Source organism: Pseudomonas veronii (assembly GCF_001439695.1).
GTDB lineage: Bacteria > Pseudomonadota > Gammaproteobacteria > Pseudomonadales > Pseudomonadaceae > Aquipseudomonas > Aquipseudomonas veronii.
Genome location: NZ_JYLL01000010.1, coordinates 1 through 17,303 on the forward strand (window position 1 = coordinate 1; position 17,303 = coordinate 17,303).

General features: G+C 61.5%; 13 protein-coding genes. 3 read left to right on the forward strand and 10 right to left on the reverse strand.

Features of this window, described 5'->3' with window-relative positions; genetic code table 11:
- The 9 genes from TU80_RS14675 to pvdP form a co-directional block, all read right to left on the reverse strand.
- Window positions 1-509 (reverse strand): contractile injection system protein, VgrG/Pvc8 family (locus tag TU80_RS14675; protein WP_248843151.1); only part of this gene is annotated, 509 nt, incomplete at its 3' end.
- 2 nt (window positions 510-511) lie between these two features.
- Window positions 512-3,166 (reverse strand): type VI secretion system ATPase TssH, encoded by a 2,655-nt coding sequence (tssH, locus tag TU80_RS14680; RefSeq protein WP_057004769.1) that lies wholly within the window; start codon window positions 3,164-3,166, stop codon window positions 512-514.
- A 155-nt stretch (window positions 3,167-3,321) separates the two neighbouring features.
- Complete coding sequence (locus TU80_RS14685; RefSeq protein WP_046383733.1) at window positions 3,322-3,813, reverse strand: Hcp family type VI secretion system effector; 492 nt, start codon at window positions 3,811-3,813, stop codon at window positions 3,322-3,324.
- A 24-nt stretch (window positions 3,814-3,837) separates the two neighbouring features.
- Complete coding sequence (locus TU80_RS14690; protein WP_090234837.1) at window positions 3,838-5,556, reverse strand: OmpA family protein; 1,719 nt, start codon at window positions 5,554-5,556, stop codon at window positions 3,838-3,840.
- 6 nt (window positions 5,557-5,562) lie between these two features.
- Window positions 5,563-6,246 (reverse strand): type VI secretion system protein TssL, short form, encoded by a 684-nt coding sequence (gene tssL / locus TU80_RS14695; RefSeq protein ID WP_057004771.1) that lies wholly within the window; start codon window positions 6,244-6,246, stop codon window positions 5,563-5,565.
- Complete coding sequence (tssK, locus tag TU80_RS14700) at window positions 6,243-7,598, reverse strand: type VI secretion system baseplate subunit TssK (protein WP_057004772.1); 1,356 nt, start codon at window positions 7,596-7,598, stop codon at window positions 6,243-6,245. Before tssK ends, tssL begins: the two co-directional genes overlap by 4 nt.
- Window positions 7,599-7,621: 23 nt before the next feature.
- On the reverse strand, window positions 7,622-9,160 hold the full coding sequence (tssC, locus tag TU80_RS14705; protein ID WP_046487050.1) for a type VI secretion system contractile sheath large subunit: 1,539 nt from the start codon (window positions 9,158-9,160) through the stop codon (window positions 7,622-7,624).
- A gap of 33 nt (window positions 9,161-9,193) precedes the next feature.
- Window positions 9,194-9,697, reverse strand: coding sequence for a type VI secretion system contractile sheath small subunit (gene tssB / locus TU80_RS14710; RefSeq protein ID WP_046383738.1), 504 nt, complete (start codon window positions 9,695-9,697; stop codon window positions 9,194-9,196).
- A gap of 474 nt (window positions 9,698-10,171) precedes the next feature.
- A complete protein-coding gene (gene pvdP, locus TU80_RS14715; RefSeq protein ID WP_057004773.1) occupies window positions 10,172-11,800 on the reverse strand; it encodes a pyoverdine maturation tyrosinase PvdP in 1,629 nt (542 codons plus the stop codon).
- A 142-nt stretch (window positions 11,801-11,942) separates the two neighbouring features.
- Between pvdP and pvdM the strand changes: the two genes are divergently transcribed.
- A complete protein-coding gene (gene pvdM, locus TU80_RS14720) occupies window positions 11,943-13,307 on the forward strand; it encodes a pyoverdine-tailoring dipeptidase-like protein PvdM (RefSeq protein ID WP_057004774.1) in 1,365 nt (454 codons plus the stop codon).
- Window positions 13,308-13,383: 76 nt separating this feature from the next.
- Window positions 13,384-14,250 (forward strand): dihydropyoverdine dehydrogenase, encoded by an 867-nt coding sequence (gene pvdO, locus TU80_RS14725; RefSeq protein ID WP_057004775.1) that lies wholly within the window; start codon window positions 13,384-13,386, stop codon window positions 14,248-14,250.
- Between the two features lie 298 nt (window positions 14,251-14,548).
- Here pvdO and TU80_RS14730 read toward each other — a convergent pair whose 3' ends face one another.
- Window positions 14,549-15,376 carry a formyl transferase gene (locus TU80_RS14730; RefSeq protein ID WP_057004776.1) on the reverse strand — a complete coding sequence of 276 codons (828 nt, stop codon included), beginning with the start codon at window positions 15,374-15,376 and terminating at the stop codon, window positions 14,549-14,551.
- A gap of 199 nt (window positions 15,377-15,575) precedes the next feature.
- On the opposite strand from TU80_RS14730, the gene TU80_RS14735 reads away from it, so the two are divergent.
- Window positions 15,576-17,228: a cyclic peptide export ABC transporter gene (locus TU80_RS14735; RefSeq protein WP_057004777.1), complete on the forward strand. Its 1,653-nt coding sequence runs from the start codon at window positions 15,576-15,578 to the stop codon at window positions 17,226-17,228.
- Window positions 17,229-17,303 lie beyond the last annotated feature (75 nt).

The window sequence follows — 17,303 nt, forward strand, 5'->3', positions numbered from 1 at the left end:
TATTGCATGACCTGCTCGCGCCTGGGGTAGTCGCGTTTCAGGCTGAACAGAAAGTCCTGGCCTTCAAAGTCGTGGCGGCTGCGCAGGATGCTTTCGACGATCTGCGGCACGGATTGATGCTGGTAGATGCGAAATTGTCTGCCTTGGCCGAGCAGGGCCAGGCGCGACTGCAGAGTGATTTCATAACGGGCCTGGTCGTTCGAGCCGGATTGACGCTTGAAGCCGGTGACCACACCGTGCAAGGTGCGCAGCGGTTTGACCGCGGGCGCGCTGAAGCCTGAGGGCGGTGGTTTTTGCGGGGCGGCGTGCAGGCTGAAACGGGCGTCCTGGCCAAGCAGGGTTTCGGCGGCGAGGTCACGTTCGGTGCTGGTGAATTCCACGCGATAGGTGAAGGGCTGGCTCAGGTGTTCGTGGCCTTCAAAGGCCAACACGTCGAGACGGGCTTCGATGTTGTGCACACTCAGGGTGTGCCGGCTGTGGTCGAAGAAAGCCTGCAATCCGCTCAGCACGTTCACACCTCCAGGGCGACGGCCTGCGCCGTGTCTTGAACATCGCTGAAATGCAGACTGATCCCTTCATCCTCGCTATAGCCCAAGCTCACGCCGTGGGTGCGCAGTTGCGCCGCTCGACGCGCCAACAGGTGTTGACTGAGGACCGGCAGGAGCTGCTCGTTAAGCAAGCTGTCGATGTTGCGTGCGCCCGAATCCGGTAGCAGGCAGGCAGCAACCAAGGCGTCGTTCAGGGTGTCGTCAATCCGGCAATCCAGGCCGTAATGACGCTGCAGGCGCTTGGCGACCTGGGCCAGCTTGATCGCAACAATGCATTTGAGTGCGTCGGCTCGCAGCGGGCGATAGATCAGGGTTTGAAAGCGCGCCAGCAACGCTGGCTGAAAGTGTTCGCGCAGGATCGGACGCAGTCGTTCATGCAGCACGCTGTCCGGTATCTCCGGGTGTTCCTGCACGCTGGTGTGCAGTAGATCGCTGCCGAGGTTGGAGGTCATCAGAATGACCGTGTTACGGAAGTCGATCTCGCGCCCTTCGCCATCGCGCATAAACCCACGATCGAAGACTTGGTAGAACAGGTTAAGCACATCGCGATGCGCCTTTTCCACCTCGTCGAGCAACACAACGCTGTAGGGCCGCTGGCGCACGGCTTCGGTCAATACACCGCCCCGGCCGTAGCCGACGTAGCCGGGTGGCGAGCCTTTGAGTTGACTGACTGTGTGGGCTTCCTGGTACTCGGAAAAGTTGAGGGTGATCAGTGATTTTTCGCCGCCGAACAGGCTGTCGGCCAAGGCCAGCGCCGTTTCGGTCTTGCCTACGCCGCTGGTGCCGACCAGCAGGAACACGCCCAACGGCGCCTTCTCATCGGTGAGCCCGGTTTTGGCCGCACGCAGGCGCTGAGCCAAGGCACTCAAGGCCGGAGCCTGGCCGATCACGCGCGCTTGCAATTGCTGTTCGAGCAGCAGCAGATTGGCCTGCTCGTCCTTGAGTAAGCTGCCCAGCGGCACGCCGGTCCAGTCGGCGATGACTTGCGCCACGCTACGTGCGTCGACGTCCAAAGACAGCAGTGGCTGGCTGCCTTGAATGTCACTCAACTGCCGTTGCAACTGTGCACAGGTATCCCGCTGCGGTGGCTGCGCCTGGCGCGCAGCAATCAGTTGTTGGGCCAGATCGAGTTCTTGGCGGTATTGCTGTTCCAGATCGGCGTGCTGACGTTGCAGATCGGCGTGTTGCGCGGCAATCGTCGCCAGACGCTCATCCACGCTGTGGCCGCCAAGCCGCTGATCCTGCTCCAGCGCTTGGCCCTCCAGTTCCAGGGCCACTTGCAGGGCACTCAGACGGCGCAACGCCTGCGGTTCGCATTCCAGGCTCATGCACACACGGGCGCTGGCAGTGTCCAGCAGGTCGACGGCTTTGTCCGGCAACTGGCGCCCCGTCAGGTAGCGCCTCGACAGGCTGACCGCCGCCTGCACTGCCGCATCCTGGATGTGCACACCGTGATGGCTGGCGTAGCGCGCCTTGAGCCCGCGTAACATCAGGCAAGCGTTCGCGTCGTCCGGTTCCTCGACCTTGACCATTTGAAAGCGTCTTTCCAAAGCGGCATCACGCTCGAAATACTGCTTGTATTCACTCCAGGTGGTCGCGGCGATGGTGCGCAACTCGCCACGGGCCAGAGCGGGCTTGAGCAGGTTGGCCGCATCGGCGCCGCCGGCCTGGTTGCCGGCCCCGACCAGGGTATGGGCCTCATCGATAAACAACAGCACCGGTTGTTCGCACTGCTGTACGGCGTCGATCACGTTTTTCAGGCGTTGTTCGAACTCGCCCTTGACGCCAGCGCCGGCTTGCAACAATCCCAGGTCAAGGGTACGCACACTGACTGTTTTGAGACTGTCCGGCACCTTGCCTTGGGCAATGCTCAACGCCAGGCCTTCGACCAGCGCCGTTTTGCCGACACCAGGCTCGCCCACCAGGATCGGATTGTTTTTGCGCCGACGGCTGAGGATGTCAATGACCTGACGGATTTCATCATCGCGGCCGAACACCGGGTCGATCTTCCCTTGCGCGGCCTTGGCGGTCAGGTCCTGGGTGAACCTGTCCAGCAGCGCCGCTAACGCATCGTCTTTCGACACGCTGGGCGGGAGTATGGCGAGTTCACTTGAAGGCACCGCGATCACTGACGTCTGCACCGCGCGGCGCTCTTCGGAGGTTTGGTCCAGCAGCACCTGCAGCCGCTGCAACTGCGCCTCACTGAGACTGAGCAAAGGCCATACGGCTTCGCACGCCAGCAGGTTGGGCGTCTCCATCAACGCGCTCAGCAGATGTACGGAACGCAGGCTGTCGTTGTGCTCGTCCAATGAGGCACGCAACCAGGCATTTTTGATCAGTTGCTGCAATGGCGCCGACAGCTGCGGCTTGCTCTGCACGCTACGCGGCAGACGATCGATGTGCTCCAGCAAGCCATACCACAACGTCTCCATATTCCACTCATAGCGACGTGCGATCACGGTCAGGTCGCCTTCACCTTGCCCCAGCAACTTGAGTAGCCAGTGTTCGACGGTGATCTGCGCGTGGGCACGGCTTTGGCACAGCGTGGCCGCTGCACTCAACGCCTGGGCGCAGTAAGGGTTGAGACGACGAAGCAAGCGCGTGGAATTCTGGGCCATACGGCTACATCCTTGTTCGGTGATGGTGGTACGCGATCGTTAACGCCAGTCGCGGGCCGGAAACTCGATGTGTTTGGCTGAACGCCCGCGAACGGACGCTCAACCCAGCACACCGGGAGCCAGCAGGCAAAGACCCACCTGCTGCTCCGGGCGTATCAAGCGCTTTGGCGTTCATTCCACGAATCGGAGTGGATGATGTTGCCGTCCTTGTAGGTCCAGGTGACCTTCTCGTAACGCAACTCCACCTGCTCGAGGTGGTTGTGCTTCTCTTTGCTGGGGTCTTTGACGTCGTGCATTTTCGGCGCGACTTTCACGACCTTGACCTCTTCGAGTTTGGTGATGAAGTACTCGACCTCCTGCCCCGCATCATCGATGCGGTACCACTTGAACTCGGCACTCTTGAGGGTTTGCCCGGTGGTGACCGCCTTGTAGAGATAGGGGCTGGAGGCATCGATTTCCTTGGAAAACAGAAACGGGGTATGAACCCGCGTACCGGTCAATTTCCCGGTGTTGTTGTCGGTGGGGATGTACAGACTGTGATCCTGGGCAACCACCTCGATGCTGCCCTCGCGTTGTTGCACGTTCACCGAACCCTTGATAGTTGCGCCGCCGTCGTCTTGCAGCCAGAGGTAAACGGGAATTGCCATGTGAAGCTCCTTTTTCTCGTAGATTTAAATGTCGCGGAATGCGACCGGGGGTTGCCTGTCCGGGCTTGCAACGGGAAGCGCGCAGGCCCGCGCCTCAGGTACCAGACGGATATCAACGCGGCGGTTGGCTGCACGCCCCGCCTCGGTGTCGTTACCGGCAATCGGCTGGCTGGCGCCGAAACCCTGCACGGCAAAGCAGCTGTCGGGAATGCCGCCCATGCGTTGCATCCAGTCATGCACGGCAGCGGCGCGGGCGCGGGACAGTCGAAGGTTGTTCTCGGGGTCGCCAGTGGCATCGGTATGCCCCGAGATCACGATCAGCCAGCCGGGCTGGGCCTTGATATCGACCAGCGCATTGATCAGGATCTTGGCTGAATCCGCCTTAAGCTGGGCACTGCCGCTGGCGAACAGCGACAGGCTGTCCAACCGCACCGGGCTGGCAGCCCGCGCAGGCGATGCGGCCGGTGGCGGCTCAACGTGAGCAGCCAGTACCGCCAGCAGCGCAGCGCGCAGGCGTTCGCCGCGATACAGGCCCAGGCCGAATGCCGGGGGCGCACCGTGCCGGTAGTACGCGTCCAGACGCTGGGCGTCCTGGCGCAGCACGCCCACGGCACTTTCACGCCAAAGAAACTCGCGCTGATTACGCTGGGTCGGTTGCGGGATCGCCGAATAACGTCGCAGGTCATCACTGACTTGGCGCAGCAACAGGGCGTTCTGCCACGCCGAACTGGCAAGTGCGACAACACCGGCGACAGCGAACAACCACAGCGCAACAACGCTCGCGCGTTGCACCGGGGAACGCAGCGGGCCGAGCGGCAGCAGGTTGAGCAAAGGGTCCGGGAACGGCAACACAGCATCGGCCACAACCGCCCTGTGATCCGCCAGCGCCACTTTGCTGCGTAACCATTGCTGCCACAGGTTCCCCTTCACGGCATGCGCCAATGCCGGCACCCACGTAACTGCGCAGATCGCCGCCAGGCCAGAGGCGCTACGCATGACAAGGTGCGGCAGTACCGCTTCGTGAAGCCAGGCCACAGCGCTGTTCAGTTGAATGCTGGCGTGCATCCGAGCGGCCTGCCTGGGCGAGTCAGCGGGTTGCTGTTGCCAGTCATCCAGGCTGACGCAAGCACCCGCATCACACACACGGACCTCGGCCTGCCCGCTGCCCCAACAGAACCAGGGTGCCTCGTCCTGCAGGGTTTGCAGGTAGCTCACCAGCAACAGCGGCAGCGCAACCCCGCGTTTGCGGGCCAAGGCCAGTTGATGACTGAAGGCGCGCATCTGACCGGCGAGTACCGCCCCATCACTGTGCGCGCCGGGGCTGACGCTGAACATCACGCCCAGTTGCCCGGCCCAGCCCGGCCGCAAGGCCAGAAGGTGATCGGTGATAGCCGGCAGTTGCTCCAGGCTCGGTACGCGCACGTAGCACCCTCGCTCGGTCACCCGCAGGGCCAACTGCCCGACGGCAACCCCGCCGAACAGCCCATCCAGGCCATCACCGCAGACCAGCACCACCGGCTGACGAAACCCCGCAGCGGGCAGCACCATGCCCTCGGCCAACCTCACCGACCCACGCTGCCGCTCGGCGCGCAGGCGCAGCGATACCCAGGCCCACGTCACACAGCACACCGCGATCAGCACGCCGAGCACACGCGCCCACATCGCCAGCGGAATGATGAGCAGCAACGCGAGGACGAGGACACCGGCCCACAGGTAAAGGATGCGATGCAGATTGAAGGTCATCCGCACTTACCCCTGATCAGGCAAGAGCGAGGCAATTGCATCGCTCAGCAGATGATCCAATCCCCACCACGTCGCAACCAGCAACAGGGCCACTGTCAGCAGATGAATCAAGGGCGAGCGCAGCCAGCCAAAACCCGCGCTGAGTTCGCCACCGACCACCTGCGTCGGCATGTGTTGGCTGACCTTGAACGGCGCCACCTGTGCGTTGAGAGCAGCCAATAGTTGCTCGCGTCCGGGGTCGCTCAAATCACGATAGCGCCCGCGAAAACCCAACATCAATACGCGCTGAAATACCGTCAACACATGCCGGTCCGGCGCGGGTTCGCTCAACACGTCACGCATGGCCTCGTACAGAAACTCACCGGCCTGATGACGATTGAAGAACTTGGCCTGCAACGGTTCGCTGGCCCAGGCGGCGCGGGCATCTGCGTCGGCGCAGGTCAGCACCGTTTCGTCGAGTAGCGCGCATTGAGCATGACTGATGTGGTCGATGTTGCGCTGACTCAGGCCCGCCCGTTCAAGGTGCTGCCGAGCTTGCTCAACCTGTTCGATACAAAGCTGGCCCAACTCCCGGCCAGGTTGCACCGAGGCGCCCTGGCGCAACTCGACCACCAATAGGTAGGTGTCCTGTAACAGCGCGTCGATATCCACCGCTGCTGCGGCTTGCTCGTTGGAAGGCGTCGGTTTCATGAGCGCAGCACCGCAAACAGTTCCAGCTTGACGTCGACCAAGCTGCTGGGAACGTAGAAAGCACAGACCCCTTCGTCCAACACCGCCTGCCCCTTGGAATGCCCGAGATCCAGTGCGAAGTACTGATTTTCCAGGCGCAATGGAATCGCCGCCGGCACATGGCTGAGGGACTGCAACGGCACCCCGTCGAGCGCCGCGTTGATCAGATAATCGACCTCATCCGGCGTACCGATCTTGCACAGGCGCGGGAACTGGTCCTGCACCTGCGCCGCCGGTAGCCGACTGCGCACCGACAGATAGAAATCGGCCCCCTCACGCTCGCGCAAACGCGGGTCATTCAGCGTGACTTGCCAACGATTGGCCCCCTGCACCTCCAGGCTCAAAGCAATGACCCGCGACGGCAGACTGGCCTCCAACAACAGCGACAGGGTGTGCATCAGCGGCGGGAATACCGCCTCCAACGAGGTGTGCCGATAAGCGGGGATTTTGTCTACGTCGTGTTCCAGCGAAAACGTGAGCAGGCCACCGGCGAGCTTGATCAGTTGCTGGTAGACCTGCTCGGGGTGGCGCGCGGGAAACTCCCGAAGATCGGCCAATACCGGCTGGTAGGTATTCAACGCATTGAGCAGCCAGAACAGCGACACGTCGGCGACGGCAAAGTCGGCCATGCGCTGATTGCTTTCCCGCCGCATGCCCATGAGCCGTTGCCGCTTGGCGGACAATTGCGTCAACAGGTTGTCCAGCTGGTTCAGCAACCCCGGGTGCGCGGCGAAGCTCAGCAACGGCGGCACATAGCCCGGGTCGAGGCTCCAGGCGCCCTGCCCGTCGCGCACCAGGCGCGCGAGCGGACACGTCATGTAGTCCGCATTATCGTCGCGCTGCAGACGCAGGCTCAGAGCATGCTCCAGCACGCCTATCGACTGCACCTCATCGGCATACATATCCTGTACGTCGCGCCAAGACTGGCGATAGCGTGTGGGCCGATCGGCCCTGCCACCGTCGAACAGGCAGTTGTCTCCATTCGCCTGTTCCAGGGGCAAGGCCAAGTGCAATAACGCGTCCTGATCTTCGTCGGCCAGCAACTGCGCCAGCTCCAAGGCCGGAGGCAGGCGGTCGACCTGCTCGGTGTCGATCCAGGTGCCATCGGGCATGCGGACCCGCAACTGAGTCGCCTTGAGCTTACCCAGCCGTAATGCATCCAGGTCGAACCCTACCGCCTGGACACCCCAGGGGTGCGCCAGGGCCAGGTGCGCGAGTTGTTCGTTGGTCCAAGCCTCCCAGCGCGCCTGTTGCTGGAATTGTTGCGGCGACAGCAACGCCCCGGCGGCCCACAGAGGGCGATCGATATTCATGGCATCGTTTCCCTACGACTGAATCAGGCTTTGGCCTTGGGCATCTGCGAAACCAGTGACAAGTTCACGTCCATACCCTCGACCTGGAAGTGCGGCACGGCATACAACTTGACGCGGAAGAAACCGGGGTTGTCCTCGATGTCTTCCACCGTGACCTTCGCCTCCCGCAGCGGGTGTGAGGCCTGCAAGTCATCGCCCGGATCAGTCATCTCGGTGACCAGCCCGCCGATCCACTTGTTCAACTCCAGCTCCAGCAAACGCCGGTCCTTGGTGGTGCCAATGTTTTCGCGCTGGATCAGCTTCAGATAGTGAGCAATGCGTGACAGCAGAAAAATGTAAGGCAGGCGTGCGTTGATTCGACTGTTCGCGGTGGCGTCGGCTGTGTCGTACAGCGCCGGCTTTTGCGCGGAGTTGGCCGAGAAGAAACACGCATAGTCGCGGTTCTTGTAGTACGAGAGCGGAATGAAACCGAGGTTGGCGAACTCGAACTCACGGGTTTCCGGAATCATCACTTCGGAAGGAATCTTGACCTGATTGCCGGTGCCCAAGTCATACAAATGGATAGGCAGTTCAGTGACCGCACCACCCGACTGCGGCCCACGTATCTGCACGCACCAACCGTTGCTGATGAAGCTTTTGACCATGTTCGCGGCAAAGGCAAACGATGCGTTGGTCCACAGGTACTTGTGGTGATCCGGCCCTTTGACATTCTCGACGTAATTGAAGCTGCGCACAGGAACGGTGTCGGGCCCGTAGGGCAAGCGCCCCAGGACGCGCGGCATGGTCAGGCCGATGTAACGCGCGTCGTCACTGTCACGGAATGACTTCCACTTGATGTATTCGGCACGATCAAAATAGTTGCCGATGTCCTTGATCGCGGCCACCTCCTCCATGGTTTCCTTGCCGAAGAACGCTGGGCCTACAGCCCCCACAAACGGCATGTGGGCGGCGGCGGCGACTTTGGAAATATTGCGCAGCAGCGCGATGTCCTGAGGCCTGCGATCGAATTCGTAGTTTGAAATAGCCGCCGCAATCGGCTCGCCCCCCGGGGTGTCGTACTCCTGCGTGTAGGTATGCAGGTACAAGCCGCTCTGGGCAATTTCAGGCGCGTCCTCGAAGTCTTGCACCAGGTGGTCCTTGCTGACATCCAATAGTTCTATGCGAACGTTCTGACGGAAATCCGTCTGATCAATCAGCGATTTCACACCGCGCCAGGTTGACTCGACGCGCTGGAAGTCCGGATGGTGCATGACCGCATCGAGTTGACGGCCAATCTGCCGGTCCAACGAAGCAATATGCTCATCCAACAGGACTTTATCCAAACGCTCGATTTTTTGCGGCGATTGCTTAAGCAACTTTAAAAACACACTGACCGCTGCCGTCACCCGCTCATCGGCGGACACCTCGGACAGCGCATCCGAGTTCTGGAAGATATCAATACCGGCCAATTCAGCAACAGGACTTAAATTGATCTTGTTAAACAGCGCAGCATAAACACCCGCAGACTCTTCAGACAACACTGTGGCGCCGCGCGCTTGCACGTTGGAATGCTCTAAGGACATGATTTAACTTCCCTTTTAAATTACCGCTATGAATTAACGTTCTTCTTCAGGCGCCAAGGCAGCCAACTCAGCGCGCAGTTCGTCACTGAGCGCGTCATCCTTGAGGATGCGCTCCAACTCATGGCGGAAGGTCACGTTGTCCAGCAGATTCGATTTGAGATCACGCAACAGGTTGCGCATCGCCAATAACGCACGCAGTTGTGGAATCTGCCGTGCGACCTGCTCAGGCTCGAAGTCCTTCATGCACCGGAAACTCAGTTCGACAGCGGTGTCGGACGCATCGTCGTCCAAGGTGTTGTCGACAGCCAGCTTCAGACCCGGCGAGAACTCGCCCAGGACGCTGTCAAAGTTGTTCTTATTGATATCAACCTTGCCGCGCTCGGAGAGCGGACGCTGTTCTTTACCGTTACTGTAGTCACCCAGCACCATCAGTTTCAAAGGTAACTCAACCTTTTTCTGCGCACCACCGGTATGCAGGTCGAGCTTGATATTAACCCTGGCCTTGGGCACTTCATTTTGAAAGCTGCTTAGCGTCATCGTTTCATTCCGTGAGTTATCCAACAGCATTGATCTGCGGTCAGATGGAAATTAAAACCGGAATCCAATCAACTTAAATTCCCTTTCCGGAAACCAAAGCGCTACATGGCACATGGCGTCCGCTTGCTCACTAGAATGAAGTATCACTGCCGGAACTTACCAGCCCCCGGATCACGGACGGGAACTTTCCATTGCGCATCAGGGATATTTCCCACAAAGCACAAAGATTATCTTTCTTGCAAAGATTATTGAAGATTTAAACCACAGACAGGGATCCAGCTGTCGGATATTTCTTAACTGCGCCGGCGCCCAATAAAAGATCAGTAGAAATATACAAACCCATATAAATTTCTTTCAATATCCTCCATTGTTTATAGTACTAAAACCTATAAAAAACACCCACGTGCCGACCAGAAGATAAACCATCTCCGTCTCAGCTTTACATCATAAACATTGAACTCCAGCAAAAAACGCCTACACCTCGCGCGCCTTGACCTTCAAATGCCGCGCATACCATGGCCGCTTCGGCACCCGTTTGAACAAACCCTGCAGCGCTTCGTCTTGCGCAGCAAACGTAATTCGCAGGGCGAGCTTCATGATCTCTGGGTCCATCTCCATCGAACGCCCCCTCTGCAAGCCTGGCGTGGTGCTGCAGCCATGGGTATCCGGGCCCAGCCACGGGTCGCCGACTTCAACCCACCGCCCCGGCGCGAACCAAGCCACGCCGTTGACCTCCAGGCGGCTGACCTGGTCGGGATGGAAGCGCTCATGGGCGCGGAACCAGTCTTCGATGCGGTCGTCGATCCAGCCATGGAAGTGCCAGAACACCGGGTTGACGTGGGAGGAAAACGGATCGCCAAGAAAGTCGTTTTCGGGTGCATACCAACGCGCGGCAAAGTCTGCCGGGTCGCGGGCGAAGGGCACGGGGGCGCCGTTGGAGGGGTCGCGGGGCACCGAGGCCCAGCGCATGTGCAGCCAGTCATGCAGGCCCAGTTCCATTTCGGAGCCGAGCTGGCCCAGGGTCAATTTGGCCAGGTATCGCGGGTCGCGGTATTGGGATTCCCAGACCTGGAAGTTGCTGTGGTAGGTCTCGGCGGCTTTGATATCGCTGACCCATTGGGTGTAGTCGCCGTCGTCCGGCGCCAGCCAAGTGGGTGGCAGGGCAAAGCCGTCATGGTTGTCGAAGTAGCGCAGGAAGCCCAGGCGATCACGTTCCAGGGCCGGTTGCGGTTCGGGGAAGGCGGACCACGACGGCAAGTCTTGCATCGAACGTGCGGTGCCGAGCATATGCCGATGCATGAAGAAGAAGTCGATGCCCGAGCCGTTGCGATCCTTGAGCTTGCCCCGCGCGTCGCGCTCCTTGCCCCGTGGGCCGGGCTGCCAGCCGATGCCACGCAAGGCGTCGCGTTTTTCCTCGGAGAGCTTGTGCCATTGGTCGCGCGTGGCGTGCCACAGTTGGTGGAACAGGCGGTGCTCGGGGGAAATCAGCCAGGCCAGCAGCGAAGGGTTGAGACCGATGCGTTGGCGGGCTTCGGGAAACGGCTGTTTGTGGGCAACAAAGCGATTCTCCGGCGCGGTCAGCGCCAGGGGCCGGTCGAGGTCGAGGATCTGCCCGCTGAGGGTGCCGCTGCCGGCGTTGCCGAAGACGCCCCAGACTTCATCGACGGTCATGCTGAATTCATAGGCCGGCGCGCCGTCGGCGGCATCACGGTCGATCAGCCGCCAATAGAGCTCGGTGCCCTCGCCCATGAGCAAGTCACCCAACACGCGATAACGGGGTTCGACATCGCCGCGCAGGTGCTCGGCCGTGTCGAGATAACCACGCAGGCCTCGCCCACGCGGCGCGACATCGAGCAGCAACGCCAGGCCCTGCGCGGGCAAACCCTTGAGGCCGGCATCGCGGCCTTCAAGGCGCAGGTTCCACACCCCGCGCAATGTGTTCGCCAGGTGCTGGCCGGCGGTATCGGCAAGATCCACCGTGGCTTCGCCGGGGGTGATGGGGAATTCTTCACGCGTCCACTCGCGATGGGCATATAAGGCCGCCGGCAAGGCGGCACCAGTCAGCGCCAGGCCTGCGATGAACCCACGTCGAGAGATCGTCATTGTCTACCTTAGGAAACAGCGTTATCAGAGCTAGAACGTTTACTCGCGCGGGAAATTTACCGCGCCGTCGCCGAGGCCTAAATTTCCGCGCTCATCGCTCGTTCTTCCCAGATAGCAAAGGCCTCAACTGACTGAGACGGCAATGACAAAACCACGTTCGAAAAAGGCGCTGTTTATCGGCCTGCCACTGGCATTGGTCATCGGCGCCGGGGCCGGTTTCCTGGCCTGGGATCACTGGTTCCGAGGCAATGCCGGCTACCCGCTGGCGGTGATCAAGCAGGCCAATGACCTGCAGGAGCGCCTGTTGTCGTTCGACAGCCATATCACCGTGCCGCTGGATTTCGGCACCGCCGGCAATGAGGCCGACCACGACGGCGGCGGCCAGTTCGACCTGGCCAAGGCGCGTCGCGGGCGATTGTCCGGGGCGGCGCTGACGGTTTTCGGCTGGCCGGAAATCTGGAACGGCGCCAATGCTCCCCACAGGCCCAGCGACGGCTTTGTCGAGGAAGCCCGCCACGAGCAGGAAGTGCGCTACAAAATCATCTCCGGCATGGTGCGCGACTTCCCCAACGAAGTGGGCATCGCCTACACCCCGGATGACTTCCGGCGCCTGCATGGCGAAGGCAAATTCGCGATCTTTATCAGCATGCTCAACGCCTACCCGCTGGGCAGCGACCTGAACCAGCTGGACCTGTGGACAGCACGCGGCATGCGTATGTTCGGCTTCAGCTATATCGGCAATAACGCCTGGTCCGACTCGTCGCGGCCACTGCCATTTTTCAATGACTCCACCGACGCTCTCGACGGCCTCTCGGACATCGGCCAGCAAGCGGTACACCGCCTCAATGACCTGGGGGTGATCATCGATGTGTCGCAAATGTCGACCAAGGCCCTGGAACAGGTTGCGCAGTTGAGCCGCACGCCACTGGTGGCCTCCCACTCGGCGCCACGCGCGGCGGTGGATATCCCGCGCAACCTCAGCGACAAGGAACTGCAACTGATCAAGCGCAGCGGCGGCGTGGTACAGATCGTGGCCTTCTCCGCCTACCTGCGCCCGCTGAGCCAGCCGACCCAGGACAAGCTCAACAGCCTGCGCGCCCGCTTCGACCTGCCACCCCTGCCCAACCTGGCCGTGGCCCTGATGCCGGGCGACGCAATCATCGCCGCCTGGCCCGAGCACACGTTCGGCGAGTACGCCAGCGCGCTGTACGCCATCCTCGATGACGAACCCAAGGCCACCCTCAAGGACCTGGGCGATGCCATCGACTACACCGTGCGCAAGATCGGCATCGACCATGTCGGCCTGGCGTCGGACTTCAACGACGGCGGCGGTATCGACGGCTGGAACAACGTCGGCGAAATCCGCAACGTCACCGCCGAGCTGATCCAGCGCGGCTACTCCGAAGCCGATATCGCCAAGCTGTGGGGCGGCAACTTTCTGCGGGTGTGGGACCAGGTACAAAAAGCCGCCAAGCCCTTGGCCAACCGCTCATCACCCTCGACGTAAGCCCGTGAGCACAACATGACCGTGCTGAGCCAGCGGTGGCGACGCACGCCCTTTGCCCTTTGAACGAGAGGCCCACATGACGCCATCCGCCCCCCTGACCGCTTTGGCCCTCACCGCCCTGTGCGCAGCGCTGCTGCCCAACCTGGCCGAGGCCGCCACGCCGCAACCCGGCAAAGTATTCAAGGACTGCAAGGACTGCCCGGAAATGGTGGTGCTGCCCGCCGGCACTTTCACCATGGGCACGCCCGACGATGAGGTCGGCCGCGAGCCGGACGAAGGCCCGACGCATGCCGTGACCTTCGCCAAGCCGTTCGCCATGAGCCGCTTCCAGATCACCGCTGGCGAGTGGGACAGCTATATCCGCCAGACCGGGGTCAAGATCGCCGACGGCGACACCCGCCCCGGCCGCGAATGCATCGCCAGCAAGCCGCGCTACCCCCAGAGCCCGCGTCAGCCGGCAGTGTGCATGGACATGGACGACATCAAACACTACGTGGCCTGGCTGTCGAAAAAGACCGGGCAGCCGTACCACATGGTCAGCGAAGCCCAGCGCGAATACGCCGCGCGCGCCGGCTCCAGCGAGCCCTTCCCGTTTCCGTTCGACGAGGGCAAGGGTTACAGCATTGCCGAACATGCCAACACTTACGGTCCGGCGGATGGCTACAGTTTTTCCTCGCCGGCCGGCAGCTACCCGCCGAACGCATTCGGCATGTACGACATGCACGGCAACGTCTACGAGCGCGTGGCCGACTGCGAACACCCCAACTACATCGGCGCACCGACCGACGGCAGCGCCTGGGTGGAACCGAACTGCGAGAGCTACCAGATCCGTGGCAATGACTGGGGCGAAGCGCCAGTGTTCTCGCGCTCGGGCAATCGCAACAACATCTACCCGCAGACACGCGGGGACTGGATCGGCTTTCGGGTAGTGCGCGACCTGTAACAACAAATCCCCTCACTGCACCCACTGCACCCGCAGCACCCACCGCACCTACTGCACCTACTGCACCTACTGCACCTACTGCACCCGCTGCACCCGCTGCACCCACTGCACCTACTGCACCCGCTGCACCCGCAGCACCCACCGCACCTACTGCACCCACTGCACCCGCTGCACCCACTGCACCCACTGTAGGAGCGAGCTTGCTCGCGAAGCCCCCGAGTACGCCGCGTTTATCCAGGATAAACGCGTTATCGTTGGCGATTTTCGCGGGCAAGCCCGCTCCTAGAGGGGGCGTGCGTCAGCCCTGCCGAGCCAACCGTTCCAAACCTTCATGCAACGCCGGAAACAGGCTGTTATTGAAGTTGTTCCAGCGCAATTCGAGGATAGTGTCGTCCGGGGAAATCTCGGTCTTGAGCACGTCGTGGAACACTTCTCCAGAGTCGATGCCGTTGTCCACGTAGTGGAACGAGGCACCGGTCAGGTACAGCGGCTCGCACGGCTGCGTCTCCTTGGTCGTCCAATCCTCCACCGCCTGGCCACGGGCACCGTACAAGGCGTTCCAGGTGGCGTAGGCGCCCCGGCGCTCGTAGGGCGATTCGATACGGGTAATGCCCGGGTGAATGTTCATGATCCGCCGCGCAAATGGCGCACCCGGGCGCACCAGCTCATCGAGGATCACCAGCAGGCCGTCCAGCACCACGATATCGGCCTTCAGCTCCACCAGCGTGTCGCGCAGGCGGCGTTCGAAGTCCTGCTTGCCGGCGATGTGTTGCGCGCTGCCACGCGGCAGGCGGCGGTAGGTGGACGGCACGCTCAGCAGCAAATCGTTGACCAGACGCCCCTGCACCCGCAGGTCCGCCGGGTACAGCCACTGGCGGCCCGGCGCATAGGCAAAGCCATAGTCGGCGACCAATTGCCGGTCACGCGGGTTTTGCTCGTCGTCGTCATACACCACGCCCACCAGGTTATAGGCCTCGCCCAGCGACGTATCGTTGAGCGAGCCCACCAGAAACTCCAGCACCGACTTCATGTAGCGCTCGTGGTCCTTATAGGCCACTGGCTGCCCGGCCTTGTCGGCGGCGGCATTTCTCAGGGACCACACATACACCAGGTTCTTTTTCGTCATTGGTTCGCTCTCACTGGATAGATCCGGCACGCGACCCTACGCGTGCGCCTACCCAACAAGAACGAACCAGGCAGCGGGCAATTTATCCGCCACCGCCACCGCCGGGCACGCCGCGCTAAATACTCGCGCCGACGCTTCGTTTGTCATGGGTAAGGGTCTGTGTGCCCAGCCCCCTCCATTCACTTTCCGGGAAGTACCTATGACCGACCCCAAGCGCGGCCCCTTCAGCGGTTTGCTCGCATTGCTCAGGCCCTTTCGCGCCATCGTGAGCGTCTCCGTCGCCCTGGGCATGGCCGGTGGCCTGGCCATCACGCTGCTGCTGGCGACTATCAATAATGCGCTGCACTCCTCCGCGGGGATGACCCAGGGGGTGATTCTGACGTTTGCTGCGCTGTGTGTGCTGGCGCTGGTCAGTTCGATCATTTCCGATATCGGCACCAATTACGTCGGCCAACGGATTATTGCCGCCCTGCGCAAGGACCTCGGCGAAAAGGTGCTGTCGGCGCCGATCGGGCAGATCGAGGGTTATCGCTCCCACCGGCTGATCCCGGTACTGACCCACGACGTCGACACCATCAGCGATTTCTCCTTCGCGTTCACACCGCTGGCCATTGCGGCCACAGTGACCCTGGGTTGCCTGGGCTACCTGGCCTACCTGTCGGTACCGATGTTCCTGATGATGGTGGTCGCCATCGTGATCGGCAGTGCCGTGCAGTTCATCGCCGGCGGCAAAGGCATCCAGGGCTTCGACCTGGCGCGCAGCCACGAGGATGAGCTGCAGCGTTACTACAACGCCATTGCCTCCGGCGCCAAGGAACTGCGCATGCACCGGCCCCGGCGCTTTCGCATGAACACCCAGCGCATTCAGGAAACCGCCGACCGCATCGCCGACATCCAGGTGCGTTCCGTGAACATCTACATCCTTGCCAAGACCTTTGGCTCGATGTTGTTCTTCGTGGTGATCGGCCTGGCCCTGGCGATGCAGGCCTATAACCCCAACCCCGACCCTAGCGTGATCACCGGTTTCGTCCTGGTGCTGCTGTACATGAAAGGCCCGCTGGAACACCTGCTCGGCTACCTGCCGGTGGTGGGCAAGGCGAAGATTGCATTTGGTCGTATCAGTGAGCTGTCACAGCGCTTCTCCTCGCCGGAACCGCACCTGCTGATGGATGACAGCGAAGCCCCGCAACCGGTGGTCAACAGCCTGGAATTACGCGGTGTGCGCTACAGCCCGCCGGCAGTGGCAGGCAGCGAACCGTTCCACCTGGGGCCGATCGACCTGAACATCGCCCAGGGCGATATCGTGTTCATCGTCGGCGAAAACGGCAGCGGCAAGACCACCCTGATCAAGCTGCTGCTGGGGCTATACCCGCCGCAGGCCGGGGAAATCCTGCTCAACGGCAACGCTGTGAGCGACCCCGAGCGCGACGACTATCGCCAGCTGTTCACCACGGTGTTCGCCGATTACTACCTGTTCGACGACCTGGTCCAGGGCAGCGCCGCCCAGTCACTCGACAGCGCGACAAAATACCTGGAACGCCTGGAGATCGCCCACAAGGTCAGCGTCAAGGACGGCGTGTTCAGCACCACCGATCTGTCCACCGGCCAACGCAAGCGCCTGGCGCTGGTCAACGCCTGGCTGGAAGAACGCCCGGTGCTGGTGTTCGACGAGTGGGCCGCCGACCAGGACCCGGCCTTCCGCCGGATCTTCTATACCGAGCTGCTGCCGGACCTCAAGCGCCTGGGCAAGACCATCATCGTGATCAGTCACGACGACCGCTATTTCGATATCGCCGACCAATTGGTGCGCCTGCGCGCCGGCCAGGTCGTGCACGAACTGACGCCGGCGTGAATTTTCTTTTCCGGTTTCCCGGGATAGGAACGTCTCACTAGTGGTAATGATAACCAGACTCAATAAACACCTATA